Below are 13,498 nucleotides of genomic sequence, written 5' to 3' on the forward strand. Positions count from 1 at the left end.
GGATGAAGCTATCATTAGCAGAACAGGCAACAATTAATTTTTATGAATTTGATTATAAGGGACGTGGTTATTACCACTTCCCTTTTTGTGTGGATATAGAACCACCATTTACCCATTTTTCTCATCATCAACATTTACAAACCAACTCTCAAGAATATGATGATGGAAGAGCACCATCTTATTTTAAGCAGCTAACAGCACTTTTTATACCCAAGGTTAAAGAAGAAAAAAAAGAAATAGAGAAACTTTTTTTACCAAAAGAAGTACTCTCAAAACCTATATTGGTTGGTTTGGAAATTTCTTTTCCAAAACGTCCATATATTGATAAAACATTGTTTGTTGAATTGTTGAATATGCTTGGCTATTCTGAAAATTCTATTTCTTTTGAAATTATTGGCACTTTTGAGAAGATTACCATTCAGATTGTTTGCAGTGAAAATGATAAAATGAGAATAATCTCACATTGTAAAGCCTATTTTTCATCCATTTTATTTAAAGAAGTAAATGCCTTGGATCTCCCTTTTAATGGTTATGATGATATCGCAGTTTGTGATTTCGGTTTGGAAGAAGAATCTATGCGATCTATTCAAACTCCCCAAAATTTTAGTGTTGATACTTTTGCAAGTATTTTTGCAACACTTGAAAACTTACAACAAGGTGATGTTATTGTCTATCAGGTTCTATTTAAAGGGGTTGAAAACCCTTGGTCGAAAAGTATGATCAAAGCAGTTTCTGACTCTAGTGGAAATTCATTCTTTGTTGATGCTCCAGAAATGCTTCAGTTGGCTAAAAACAAGGTTTCTAAGCCCTTGTTTGCGGTTGTGGTACGTTTGGCTGCACAATCACTTTTCAAGGAACGGACTCAATATTTAGCTTCTGAAATAATACGAACCATTTCTACTTTTTCAAAATCCGAGTTTAATCGGTTGATTGGATTATCTAATGAAGGATATGAATATCAACACCACATAGAAAATCTGTTTTACCGACAAACCAACAGATTAGGAATGCTCTTGAATACGGATGAATTAGTTTCATTAGTTCATTATCCTAACGAAAGTATTGTATCTTCTAAATTAGGTTTTAATGATAGAAAGACGAAAAAAGCATCTCAAATGGTTTTTCAAAATACTAATGGTTGTTATGTCGGTATTAACTCGCATCAACAAGAAGAATATTCCGTTCATTTAACCAAAGAGCAACGCCTGAAACATATTCATATTATCGGTGCAACTGGGGTTGGAAAATCAACATTGATTGCCAATATGGTCTTGGATGATATTGAAAAAGGCAATGGTATCGCTCTTTTTGATCCTCATGGTGATATTTGTGAAGATATATTAATTCGGATTCCAAGTCATAGAAAAGAAGATGTTGTCATTATTGATCCTTCAGATAGTGAATTTCCGATCGGATTTAACCTACTACACGCAACAACCGATGCGGAAAAGATAGTACTCAGTTCGGATTTAGTTTCTGCATTCAAACGTCACGCCACAGCTTGGGGAGATAATATGACTGCTGTATTATCCAATGCCATCAATGCTTTTTTAGAAAGTAGTTGTGGTGGAACATTGATTGAACTCAAACGTTTTTTAATTGAGGAGAAATTTAGAAATGCTTTTTTAGAAAAAATTGATGATAATTCCATTCATTATTACTGGAAAAATGAATATCCGCTTGTTAAAAAAGGTATTGCTCCTTTATTAACAAGAATTGATACCTTTTTACGCCCTAAGATTATTAGGTATATGTTGGCGCAAAAAAATGGTATTGATTTTAAAGAATGTATTGAAAAAAAGAAAATCGTTTTATTGAAACTTTCACAAGGACTTATCGGAGAAGATAATTCGTATTTATTAGGTTCTTTATTTATTTCTAAATTCAATCAAGTAGCATTATCAAGACAACAAATCTCTAAAGAAAAAAGACATCCGTTTTATATTTATATGGATGAATTTCAGAACTTTATAACGCCTTCAATTACAGCAATGCTTTCTGGAGTTCGTAAGTATGGAGTTGGGCTTGTATTAGCACACCAAGAACTCGCTCAAATTGAAGAACAAAAAGTATTGAATTCTGTGATTTCAAATCCTTTTACACGAATCTGTTTTAGATTGGGAGATAATGATGCACGCAAATTAGAAACTGGTTTTTCTTTTTTTGAACAAAATGATTTACAAAGCTTAGGGACTGGAGAAGTAATTATGCGTGTTGGAAGTAGTACAAATGATTTTAGTCTTGCTACATCAAAATTATCAAATCAAATAAATTCTGAGGTTAAAGATTTTATCATTCAAAATACACGAAGCAAATACACCAAGAATCGTTCTGAAATAAAAATATTGCTGGATAGTTTATTACCTAAGCCTAAACCAAAAACCTCCAACGTAAAAGAAGAACCTATTTCTACTAAAATCTCAGAAGAATCATCTGATGATAAAATAGATGTTACAATAAAAACCCTCCCTAAAATTGTAAAAGAAGAGGAGAAGCTAATTCCGAAAAAAGAGAAAAAGGTATTCACTAATTTTGAAAAACAAAAGGAAGTTTATCTCAAACAAGCTGACGAACAGGAAATACTGCGTAAACATCGTTCTTTACAGTATTTTGTTCGTACTATGGCAGTACAGCGAGGTTTTAAAGCAACTCTTGAAGAAAAGTCTATTAATGGTGGACGTGTTGATGTTGGGTTATTAAAAGACGAGATTCGTATTGCTATTGAAATTTCAGTAACCAATACTGTAGATTATGAAGTTCAAAATATTCTGAAATGTATAGATAGCAATTATTCTTTAGTCTATATGATTTCTGATGACGAAAAACACCTACAAAATATTAAAGAGCAATCCTTAAACGTTATTCCAAAAAAGTTACATTCCAAAATACACTTTTTCCCTTCCAAAGAATTATCTCTATACTTGGATGCACTGACTCCAACTTCAATAGTTAAAGAGAAACGTGTTTGTGGCTATCGCGTGAAAGTAAATTACAAAACTGAAGATGGTGATATAAATAAGCAAAAATCTATTACCAATATTATTATGGATGCCATACGGAAAAAGTAGTGTTGCTATTCAAAAATGAATTGATTTTTAATTCTATTTTTTTATCAATCTTACAATACCTGGCTTGTTCTATTTTTAGAATTTCTTCTTTTGGAATATTTACCATTCTCAAAAAATCATCCATTGAAACAAAATGCTGTTTTCTCCATAATTTTGTTCTCATCCCAATTTTATCGAAGTTAGATGTTAGCTTTGGTATGAAACCTAAAAACTCAATTATAGATTCTAAATATTTTGGATGAATTGTTTTTTTGTTTATCTCCCAACTGGATAAACACATACCGTTTACTCCAAAGAATTTAGATGCTTTAGCTTGAGATAGTTTTCTTTGTTGTCTCTCTCTCTTTATATACTCTCCTAAAGTTTTAGGTTTTATTTTTGGTGTAGTTTTTTTAGGTATTTTAGCCTTTAGAGTAAAACTGCAAATGGGTATCATTGAGTATTCTTAATGAACCTTCATCTTCTACTTCTAAAGTAATTCTAATATACCTAGCAACAGATTCTAGCCTATATTCTTTATCTTCATCTGTATTTATTGTAGTCCAAGTATAAATTTTTTGATTAAAAAAATCTGTTCCATTTACAGATTCTTCTATTCTCATTGTATGATTAATGTTAGTTGTTACACTAGATTCAATTTTTATAATTGTGTTTGCAGCAACATCTGAATCGTTGTTTAAATCAATAACTAAAAAATCATCTACGTCATTTAAGGTTGCATATAAATTGTTAGATGTAATTGCATTTGCTTCTGTACCTCCAAGACCTAAATGAGCTTCTATACCAAATGCAGCTGCAGCTGCTTCTGCAGTTGTACCACATTCTTCAGTATCTAAAATACCATCATCATCATCATCAATATCTGCTGAATCTGGAATACCATCACCATCTGTATCTTTATCTAATGCTGTAGCTATATCTCTCCAGTTTACATCATCAGGAGAATCAACAGCGCTTGTGTTTGGAAATTCTCCAAAAGGTGTGTTATCGTAATTACCATTAACATCTGTATAACCATCTCCATTATCAAAAGCATTGTCTAATCCGTTTGTACCAAAATTATAAGTTAAGTTAATATTGGCTTCTTCTGTGTCTGTTTTTCCATCTTCATCTGAATCTAGATCTAAATAATCTGGATTATCAGAAACAGTTGCACTGTCAGAATTTACAGCAGTTATATCTGTTCCAGGAGTTCCTCCTGAAACTGTGCCATCGTAATTATCATCTAAACCATCACCATCTACATCTGTAAAACCAGCTCCAACAGCTCCACTTGGTGCAATATAACTATCTGTTGCTTGTGCTTCAATATTATCTGGAATACCATCGTTGTCAGAATCTAAATCTAAATGATTAGGAATTCCATCGTTATCAAAATCAAAAACGTCAGGAATTCCATCTCCATTAATATCATTATAATCTGTTTCAGAAAAATCTCCTGTACCATCATCATCTCTAACATCTAAATAGTTTGGTAGTTTGTCTCCATCTTCATCACCTAAAGGATCATATATAGTTACACCATCTACTAAATCTAATAACTCATCGTCATCTAAAATTCCATCATTATCATCATCTACATCATCTGAATCTGCAACACCATCTCCATCTGAATCTAATTCTTCAACAGCATTTAATTCTACTGCTAAGTGAAGTATTTCTACAGTTAAATTACTACCACCACCATCATAAGCTGAGTATTCTCCTGGAAAAACGTTTAAAACCATTGTTCCTTTTCCGTCAACAATATTGTCTGGATCTCCTATAAAATAAAAATAAGTTATTCCCCATTTGTTTTGAGTAACTCCAGAAACAACTTGTTTATCATAAAGAGTTCCTACATTTTTACCCATTTGGTAATCGAACTTATCTTTATAAGAACCTCCATAATACTCATCATTATTTGCTCCATTTAAACCTGCTCCACCATCCTCTAGAGTAACTGCAGTCATTGTATAGAGAGTTAATCTATAAATTTTACCGAGCTCAATATCACCCAAAGTAGTTGTTACAGATTCTTCTGTACCATTACCACCAAGGTCTTTCATTGTTATCCAAGTAGTTCCACCAATTGGTGGTGGTGGTAGTGTAAAAGCAGCACCTAAGTTAGCCCATGTTGCTTGTCCACCAATATAACCATGTCCACCAGCTTTTGTAGAGTTTGAAATATCTGGTGTGCCAAAAAAATCATACCAATCATCTGGTGTACAATCTCCACAAGTTGTAGCTGAAGAATTTGTACCTGGAATTGTTTGAGAATATATATTATTAAAACTGATAAACGTAAGAGCGATTAAAAACACAATTTGTAAAAAATTGTACTTTAACTTTTGAACACTCAAAAACTCAAATATTGTTAAAACATTTGTTTTCATAATTGTTTAGTATATATAGGAGGATAAACAAATATACAAGATAATAGCCAAACATAAAAGATATGCAGTTATGTTTGTTTTAAGGTTAAATGAAATTAGACTTTTTTAATCTTTAGCTTTTTGAACCAATTCTAATTTATTTACAGTAGTTTTTGTTGTAAAAATACCATAGTTTATAGTAACATTTTTTTTGTCTATTTTATCTATGGTTCCAACAGAATTTGAGTCAATAATTCTTACTTTATCATTAACTTTATATACATACAAAGATTTTTCTTTTGCAATTTTAGCTGCTTCAATCTTTTTTACTTTTCTTACCTCTACAACCTTTTCTAAGACTTCTTTTTCTACCTTCTTTATAATTTCTTGAACCTTTTTTTCTTGTACTTTAGCTTTTTGTTTTTGAGCTTTGGTTTTTGGTTTAATAGGGTTTTTCTTTATATGTTTTACCTTTTCATCTGCAACCCATTTGTTAAAGTTAGTATTTAACTCTTTTTTATTATTAGTTTGAAAGTATTTATTAAGTAGTTCATTTGTTTTTCTACCTAAAGAAAGCATTTTTTGATTTTGATCATATAGTTCTTGAAAACCAGATAATTTATCTTGTACTTTTTGCTCTTTTTCTTTTAAGTTGTCTAAATGTTCTTGTCCTTTAGATTTTTGTTTTTCTAAGTTATCTGAATTTTTTTGAAGTCTATTTCTTTCTTTTTGTAGTTTAGAAATTGTTTTATCTAAACGTACTTTTTCTGTTTCTACTCTCTTTTTTGCTTTGTTAATTAAACTAAATGGAATGCCATTTTTCTGAGCAACTTCAAAGGTAAATGAACTACCTGCTTGCCCAATAAAGAGTTTATAAAGTGGCTCTAAAGAACGTTCGTCAAATTGCATATTTGCATTGGTAACGTTTTCTAATTCATTTGCTAAAACTTTTAAATTAGAGTAATGTGTAGTTATAATTCCGAATGCTTTTTTATGGTAAAACTCTTCTAAAAAAATTTCTGCTAAAGCACCACCTAATTCAGGATCTGACCCTGTACCAAATTCATCGATTAAAAATAAAGTTTTATCATTACATTTTCTTAAAAAGTAACGCATGTTTTTTAAACGATAGCTATATGTGCTTAATTGGTTTTCAATAGATTGATTGTCTCCTATGTCAGTTAGAATAGTATCGAAAATATAAGTTTGACTTCGCTCATCTACAGGGATTAAAATTCCACTTTGTAACATAAGTTGAAGTAAACCAATAGTTTTTAAAGTGATACTTTTTCCACCAGCATTTGGACCAGAAATAACGATGATTTGTTGTTGCTCATTAAGGTTGATTGTTTGAGCAACTGTTTTTAAATTTTGCTGCTTATTTTTTCTCCAAAGAATAGGATGATAAGCGTTTTTAAAATAGATTTTTTTCTCTCTAGATATTTTTGGTAAAATAGCGTTAATTTCTTGTGCATATTTAGCTTTTGCACCAATAACATCTGTATGAATTAAGAATGAAATATAATCTTCTAATAAATAAACAGAGGGTCTTATTGTTTCAGATAAATTACGTAGAATTTTTACAATTTCTTGTTTTTCATCATACAATAAGTTTTGAAATTCTCTAGCATAAGATAATGTTGCTTGAGGAGCAATATATACTATATTACCAGATTTAGAAGAACCTAATAAGCTACCTGCAACCTTTTTTCTATGCATTGCAGAAACTGCTAAAACTCTTTGATTGTCTACTACAGTTTCTTTTATATCGTCTAAATATCCCGATGAAATTGCTTTAGATAATGCACTAGAAAAACTAGCGCCAATTTTTCCTCTAACATTATTAATATCTTTTCTAATTTGCTTTAAAACAGGAGAAGCGTTGTTTTTAACTTCGCCAGAGATATCAATAATTTTCTTTATTTCATCATCAATAAAAGTGGTAAACTCAATTTCTTGAGAAAGTTCAAAAAAAGTTGGAAACTGGACTTTAAATTTTTTAAAAAATTTAATTAATTCATTAACTGTTAAAGATGTTGTTGCTATTTTTAAAAAAGCATCCGTTTCAATAAAACTATTTTCTATAGCCAATCGTTTTACACTTTCTGTAATATTATCGAAACCATGATTTGGAACTCTATTTTCACTTTCAAGAGAAGAAACGTATTCATTAACCAAGTTTAATTCTTTAAAAAGAGTTTTTTTATTGTGAATTGGTTGAATTTCTAATGCTTTTTCTTTTCCTAAACCTGAAATACAAAATTCTACAACATGTTGTAAAACTGTTGTAAATTCTAAATCTTGTAATGTTTTATTTGATATACTTTTGTTCAAAATAGTATCTTTGATTTTTAGCAAAAATACTAAAGTATGCAAGTAAAAATTAATTCTGATTGGAAAAATATTTTACAAGATGAATTTGATAAACCTTATTTTAAAGAATTATTAAAATTTGTTGATAATGAATATGCGAATAATACTTGTTTTCCTCTAAAAGAAGAAGTTTTTGCTGCCTTTAATTATTGTGATTTAGAAAGTTTAAAAGTAGTAATTATAGGACAAGATCCTTATCATGATACAGGGCAAGCTAACGGATTGTGTTTTTCTGTAAAAGATGGAGTTAAACATCCACCTTCATTAATTAATATTTTTAAAGAAATATCTACGGATTTAAATAAAGAAATACCACAAAGTGGCAATTTAGAAAAGTGGGCTAAACAAGGGGTTTTATTGTTAAATGCAACATTAACAGTAAGAGCTCATGAGGCTGGAAGTCATCAAAAGAAAGGTTGGGAAACGTTTACAGATGAGGTTATAAAACATATATCTCATCAAAAAAAAGATGTTGTTTTTTTACTTTGGGGAGGTTTTGCTAAAAAGAAAGCAAAACTAATTAATAAAAAAAAGCATTTTATTTTAGAGTCTGGTCATCCTTCTCCTTTAAGTGCTAATAGAGGTTATTGGTTTGGAAATAAACATTTTTCTAAAACCAATAAATTTTTAACTAGCTTACAAAAACCTAAAATAGAATGGTAGATACAACTGTTTGATTGTAATATGGTAAAATTAAAGCTTCTATAATATCTTCAGTAGTATCTGGGTAATTAACTTCTATTTTTTTATCTGAAAGAATCCATTTAGAAATTTTAAAAACGTTTTTTTTACTTAGTTTTTTTATTACAGAAACTCCCATTTCTTTTAACGCTAAAGCATTACATTGCTGTTCATATTGATTTTTCATGGGAATTACCATTAATTTCTTTTTTAGAAATAAAGCTTCTGCAGGAGTTTCAAAACCTGCTCCACAAAGAACTCCATTTGAAGAAGATATGCTTTTTATAAAATCGAATTCATTGATAGGGTAGATGGTTATATTCTTTTTAAACATTAAATTTTTAGCTTCTTTAGAAAAAATATGCCATTTTACTATCGGAATTTGAGAAAGTACTTTTACAATTTTATTAATGTTGTAAGATGGTAAATAAACAGTAATATGTCCTTTATTACTTATTTTTGTTGTTCTTATTTTTTTTCTGATTATAGGTGAAAAAGTATTTGAACTGTAGTTTTTAAAATGAAAGCCAAAACGATTGTTTGATGGTGCATAATATTTTAAAATAATTTTTTCAAATTTGTATTTCCCATATTTTGGTGACGCTTCATCTAAAACAGCATTTTGATGACTTAAAGAAAGAATATTAATATTATTTAGTTTGGCTGCCCAAGCAGAAACAGGTTCAAAATCGTTTATAACTAAATCATAATCTTTTATTGGTAGTTTTTTTATTTCTTTATAAAATAATGAAAGATTCATTTTTTTAAAACTTTCTAAAAAATCAATTCCTCCTTTTTTGCCAAAAGTAAAATTTAATCCATGTAACTTATATTTTATTTCAAAATCTAAATCTAAACTATTTTCATTTCCACTAATTAAAATATCTAAATTACCTTTTTGTTGTAATATAGGTATTACTTCTTTAGCTCTTGTTAAATGGCCATTTCCTGTACCTTGAAAAGCATATAATATTTTCATATTCAGTTATTTTAAAGGTTTTTGAATGTCAAATTCTTTTAATAATTCATCAAAAATGAAATTGGTTGTATCTTCTTTTTTTAATGAATTTGATTTTTGTTTCTTCTGATGTTCTTCATTTTTTTGAGCAAGCTTATCTTTTGAGTATTCGTATAAACGCCATTTTTTGTTGCTGTATTCTAAGGATGTTAAATTTTCAATCCAATCTCCAGAATTTAAATAAACCGTTTTTCCTTTGTTATTTTCTATTTCTCTTATTTCTGGTTGATGAATATGTCCGCAAATTACATAGTCGTAATTATTTTCAATAGCGATGTCAGATGCTATTAATTCAAAATTATTTATGAATTTTACAGCACTTTTTACGCTGTTTTTAATTTTTTTAGAAAGTGATAATTTTCCTTTACCAAATAAGCTACTTATCCAGTTAATAAATGTGTTTATTAGAATTAATAAATCGTAACCTTTGCCACCTAATTTTGCTAACCATTTAGAGTGTTGCATAGTAACATCAAAAACGTCACCATGAAATATCCATGCTTTTTTACCATCTAAATTTATAATAAGCTTATTTAATATTTTAAAATTACCAAGCTGAAAACCTTTGAATTTTCGTAACATTTCATCATGATTTCCAGTAATATAATATACCTCTGTTCCTTTAGATAAAAGACCAGTTATATGTTTAATTACGCTCATATGAGATTTTGGGAAATAACGTTTGTTAAATTGCCAAATATCAATAATATCACCATTTAATATTAAAACATTTGGTTGTATTGTTTTTAAATAACTTAACAATTCTTTTGCTCTACAACCATAAGTGCCTAGATGTACGTCAGATATTACAACATAATCTAACTTACGTTTTTTTTGCTTTTTCATTTCTTTAAATTGAGAGAGAAGAGTTGATATTTGCAAAAAAAGAATTTCTCTGCAATTTGTTTTATTGTAATAAATGAAAATGTGTTACTAAACAATACTCTTTCTTCTGGGTTTAATCAAAAGTAAAAAGACAATGTTTTGTAATAGTAAACTTAAAATAAACTCTAAGTAAGAAAAATCTTATAAAAAGGTTTATTAAATGTAAAGTTAATGTGTTGGTTAATAGGTTTTTAATAAAAAAAATCCGCTATAAAGCGGATTCATTGAATTTGAAATTAAGAATCAAGTAGATTTAAGAGAAGTCTACCTGATTTAATGTTGTTTGAAAAGTTGTTGTATTGTTTGCTAAACCACAAGATTTAGACGTACTTCTACAAGAAGAAAAACAAAGAATTCCTAAAATACAAACTGCAATAAATACTACTTTTTTCATTGTTAAGGGTTTTATAGGTTAAATGTACATATTTTTTATGAACTCGCCAGAATTTTTCTTCTCTTCAATAACGTTATACTTTACCATTTTATTTTGAATACGAGTAATTAAATTTTTAGTTATTGGTTTTCCATCATTCCATTCAGTTATTTTTAACCATTGTTGAATGTCTTCTAATTGTTGTTCGTAATTTTCTGCTAAAGTAGAATCTAACTTTTTAGTTTTTTTAAAGTTTGTAGTTTCCTTATTAATAATATCTAAAACCTTTTTAACTTCTTTAAAATTGTTTTGTAAAACTTCATTTCTTACAGCAATAACAAAACATGGCCAAGGAGTAGGGCAGTCATCAACTCTTCTAAAAGTACCATTGTCTACCAAAGGTTTTGTTGTAAAGTGTTCCCACATAAAATAATCTGCTTCACCATTTGTAAGTGCATCTATGCCTCCCTGTAAATTGCCAATTACTTTAAACTTCAATTTAGAAACATCCCAACCTTGGTTGTAAGCATTTACAATAGCCATTAAATGCGATCCAGAACCAAACCTACTTATGGCAATTGTTGCGTGTTCTAAATCTTCAATTTTTTGAAAAGTAGAATTAGCACCAACATGAATTCCCCAAATTAATGGTGTTTTTACAAATGTTTGAACAATTTTAGACGGATTACCAGCAGCAATATCTTTTATTATACCTTCTGTTAACACAATTGCAATATCTACATCTCCATTTCTTAAAGCTTTACACATTTGTCCTGTACCACCAGGAAAATCTTGCCAGCTTAAATTAATATTGTGTTTTTTGTATTCGTTATTTTTTAAAGTAACTTTCCAAGGATAATTAAAATGCTCTGGTACACCACCAACTTTTATGTTTGTCATTTATTGAATTAGTTTCTCTAATGTATATTCAATTAAATCTGCTACAGCTTTACCAGGATTTTCGCTAAATGTACCATTTGCTCTATTTGCAATAATTGCGTTAATAGAACAAGCATTGTGTCCTAATAATTTAGAAAGACCGTAAATAGCAGAAGTTTCCATTTCTAAATTGGTAATTCTGTTACCATTAAAATTAAAACTATCAATTTTATGGTTTAAATCATTGTCTTGTATAGCTAAACGTAGTATTCTTCCTTGAGGTCCATAAAAACCACCAGCAGTTGCTGTAATACCTTGAAAAGTTTTACTAGATTTTAATTTATTTTCTAACTCTTTACTATTGTTAACAATAATAGGATGCGCTTTTTTAGAGCTCCAATTTGTATGTTTTAGAAATGCATTCTCCATATCTAAATTAGAAATTTCATCTATTTGGTAAGAGTGTAGCATTCCATTTAAATCTAAGCCATGAGATCCTATTACAAAAGAGTTAACAGGTATATCTGCTTGTAAAGAACCAGAAGTACCAATTCTTACTATATTTAAAGAGGTAAGCTCTTTTTTAGGTTGTCTGGTTTCTAAATTTATATTAACAAGTGCATCTAATTCATTTAAAACAATATCTATATTATCTGGACCAATACCAGTAGACATTACAGAAAATTGTTTGTTTTTATAGGTTCCTGTTGTAGTTTTAAATTCACGTTTTTGAGTTGTAAATTCAATTGTATCAAAGTGTTTAGATATTTTATCAACTCTATCTTGATCGCCAACAAAAATTATATTTTTGGCAATGTGTTCGGGTCTTAAATTAAGATGATAAACACTACCATCTGGATTTAAGATAAGTTCAGATTGTTTTATAGACATTTACGATGTAATTTGTAATAGTTTTTCTGTTTGATTGTTAAATAGAAAACTATATTTTTTTGCTCCCCCAAGATACGAATTTTCATTGCGAATTTCACTATAAAAATTCATTTGATTGTCTAATATTTTAGCTCCTTTTTTAGAAAGTTTTACAGGGTTAAAAGAGGTAAATAAGCTTTTAAGTTGATTGATGCTAAACTCATATTGAATGTCTCCAAAACCATGTGTTTTTTGGTTTTTAAGAAGTTTGCCAATTAGTTGATTTTTAGATTGTAATGTGTTTGAGCTAGCTGTTTTTAAAATTGAATTTTCAATTTGATTTAAACCGTTATTTATAGATGGAAATCTTAATAAATGTGCTTCTATTGCTGATGCTAAATAAGTAAAAGGAGACTTGGTGTTAAGTTTATAAAAAACTTCTAATCTTAATGGGCTGTTGGCACAATATAATTGCCAAATATAATCTGCATATTCAATGTCATCTTGAGATAAATCTATTCGATTTTTATAATGCTGCTTAATTTGAATCTCTGTTAATTCAGGCAAACCTTTTAGTTTTTTAGAGCCTTTTATTTTGCCACTACAAACTAAAGATATATGGTGATTTTTTCTGTGTTTTTTTAACCAGCTTAAAACAGCAAGCATGTTAATTTGACAAAACAAATCATGCTCAAACCATAACACAATTTCATTGCTTTCTTTTTTATTACAGAGGCTTCTATATTCTTTTAATGTATAGTCTATAAATTTCTTTTTGCTAACACTATAAGAGTTTTTTAAAAAATTAAATCTATGTTTCCAAAATACCTCACTACCAACATCTGCAGTAGTTTTTCCTTCACACAACATTTCTCTCCAGGTAATAATATCTCCAGAGAACTTTAGTTTTTTAAGATAGTTTGTAGTGCTATCTCCATTAGTAATATGTAAAATTGAAGAGTTCATTAATTATGAAACAACGATTTTTTTTAGTAAC

At 29.0% G+C, this 13,498-nt stretch carries 11 protein-coding genes; 2 read left to right on the forward strand and 9 right to left on the reverse strand.

What is annotated here, in order from left to right:
* Positions 1-2: 2 nt before the first annotated feature.
* Entirely contained in the window at positions 3-3,068 is a 3,066-nt protein-coding gene (locus MPF13_RS05040) for a type IV secretory system conjugative DNA transfer family protein (RefSeq protein WP_249981239.1), read from the forward strand.
* Here the strand turns inward: MPF13_RS05040 and MPF13_RS05045 are convergent.
* The 3 genes from MPF13_RS05045 to MPF13_RS05055 form a co-directional block, all read right to left on the reverse strand.
* The gene (locus MPF13_RS05045) at positions 3,043-3,504 is read right to left on the reverse strand and encodes a helix-turn-helix domain-containing protein (protein WP_249981240.1); all 462 of its coding nucleotides are present in this window, start codon (positions 3,502-3,504) and stop codon (positions 3,043-3,045) included. The two genes, MPF13_RS05040 and MPF13_RS05045, sit on opposite strands and share 26 nt — an antisense overlap.
* On the reverse strand, positions 3,470-5,443 hold the full coding sequence (locus MPF13_RS05050) for a hypothetical protein (RefSeq protein ID WP_249981241.1): 1,974 nt from the start codon (positions 5,441-5,443) through the stop codon (positions 3,470-3,472). Before MPF13_RS05050 ends, MPF13_RS05045 begins: the two co-directional genes overlap by 35 nt.
* A 105-nt stretch (positions 5,444-5,548) precedes the next feature.
* Positions 5,549-7,756, reverse strand: coding sequence for an endonuclease MutS2 (locus tag MPF13_RS05055; protein WP_249981242.1), 2,208 nt, complete (start codon positions 7,754-7,756; stop codon positions 5,549-5,551).
* 36 nt (positions 7,757-7,792) lie between these two features.
* Between MPF13_RS05055 and MPF13_RS05060 the strand changes: the two genes are divergently transcribed.
* Positions 7,793-8,458 carry a uracil-DNA glycosylase gene (locus tag MPF13_RS05060; RefSeq protein WP_249981243.1) on the forward strand — a complete coding sequence of 222 codons (666 nt, stop codon included), beginning with the start codon at positions 7,793-7,795 and terminating at the stop codon, positions 8,456-8,458.
* On the opposite strand, the gene MPF13_RS05065 is transcribed toward MPF13_RS05060, so the two are convergent.
* From MPF13_RS05065 to MPF13_RS05090, 6 genes are all read right to left on the reverse strand, one after another.
* Positions 8,442-9,455, reverse strand: coding sequence for a glycosyltransferase family protein (locus MPF13_RS05065; protein WP_249981244.1), 1,014 nt, complete (start codon positions 9,453-9,455; stop codon positions 8,442-8,444). The genes MPF13_RS05060 and MPF13_RS05065 overlap by 17 nt on opposite strands.
* A 6-nt stretch (positions 9,456-9,461) precedes the next feature.
* Positions 9,462-10,340 (reverse strand): UDP-2,3-diacylglucosamine diphosphatase, encoded by an 879-nt coding sequence (locus MPF13_RS05070; protein ID WP_249981245.1) that lies wholly within the window; start codon positions 10,338-10,340, stop codon positions 9,462-9,464.
* Positions 10,341-10,632: 292 nt separating this feature from the next.
* Positions 10,633-10,773: a hypothetical protein gene (locus MPF13_RS05075; protein WP_249981246.1), complete on the reverse strand. Its 141-nt coding sequence runs from the start codon at positions 10,771-10,773 to the stop codon at positions 10,633-10,635.
* A gap of 18 nt (positions 10,774-10,791) precedes the next feature.
* Complete coding sequence (locus MPF13_RS05080; RefSeq protein WP_249981247.1) at positions 10,792-11,652, reverse strand: substrate-binding domain-containing protein; 861 nt, start codon at positions 11,650-11,652, stop codon at positions 10,792-10,794.
* Positions 11,653-12,522 carry a nucleoside phosphorylase gene (locus tag MPF13_RS05085; protein ID WP_249981248.1) on the reverse strand — a complete coding sequence of 290 codons (870 nt, stop codon included), beginning with the start codon at positions 12,520-12,522 and terminating at the stop codon, positions 11,653-11,655.
* Positions 12,523-13,467, reverse strand: a complete 945-nt coding sequence (locus tag MPF13_RS05090; RefSeq protein ID WP_249981249.1) for a DUF1835 domain-containing protein — start codon at positions 13,465-13,467, stop codon at positions 12,523-12,525.
* Positions 13,468-13,498: the final 31 nt, after the last annotated feature.

Origin of the sequence: Polaribacter sp. Z022, from assembly GCF_023555495.1 — a bacterium.
Taxonomy (GTDB): Bacteria; Bacteroidota; Bacteroidia; order Flavobacteriales; family Flavobacteriaceae; genus Polaribacter.

Bases quoted from the DNA above. Each gene is read 5' to 3' on its own strand.
- MPF13_RS05060 (WP_249981243.1), top strand. From the start codon at position 7,793: ATGCAAGTAAAAATTAATTCTGATTGGAAAAATATTTTACAAGATGAA.
- MPF13_RS05050 (WP_249981241.1), bottom strand. From the start codon at position 5,443: ATGAAAACAAATGTTTTAACAATATTTGAGTTTTTGAGTGTTCAAAAG.
- MPF13_RS05075 (WP_249981246.1), bottom strand. From the start codon at position 10,773: ATGAAAAAAGTAGTATTTATTGCAGTTTGTATTTTAGGAATTCTTTGT.
- MPF13_RS05040 (WP_249981239.1), top strand. From the start codon at position 3: ATGAAGCTATCATTAGCAGAACAGGCAACAATTAATTTTTATGAATTT.
- MPF13_RS05080 (WP_249981247.1), bottom strand. From the start codon at position 11,652: ATGACAAACATAAAAGTTGGTGGTGTACCAGAGCATTTTAATTATCCT.
- MPF13_RS05090 (WP_249981249.1), bottom strand. From the start codon at position 13,467: ATGAACTCTTCAATTTTACATATTACTAATGGAGATAGCACTACAAAC.
- MPF13_RS05045 (WP_249981240.1), bottom strand. From the start codon at position 3,504: ATGATACCCATTTGCAGTTTTACTCTAAAGGCTAAAATACCTAAAAAA.
- MPF13_RS05085 (WP_249981248.1), bottom strand. From the start codon at position 12,522: ATGTCTATAAAACAATCTGAACTTATCTTAAATCCAGATGGTAGTGTT.
- MPF13_RS05065 (WP_249981244.1), bottom strand. From the start codon at position 9,455: ATGAAAATATTATATGCTTTTCAAGGTACAGGAAATGGCCATTTAACA.
- MPF13_RS05070 (WP_249981245.1), bottom strand. From the start codon at position 10,340: ATGAAAAAGCAAAAAAAACGTAAGTTAGATTATGTTGTAATATCTGAC.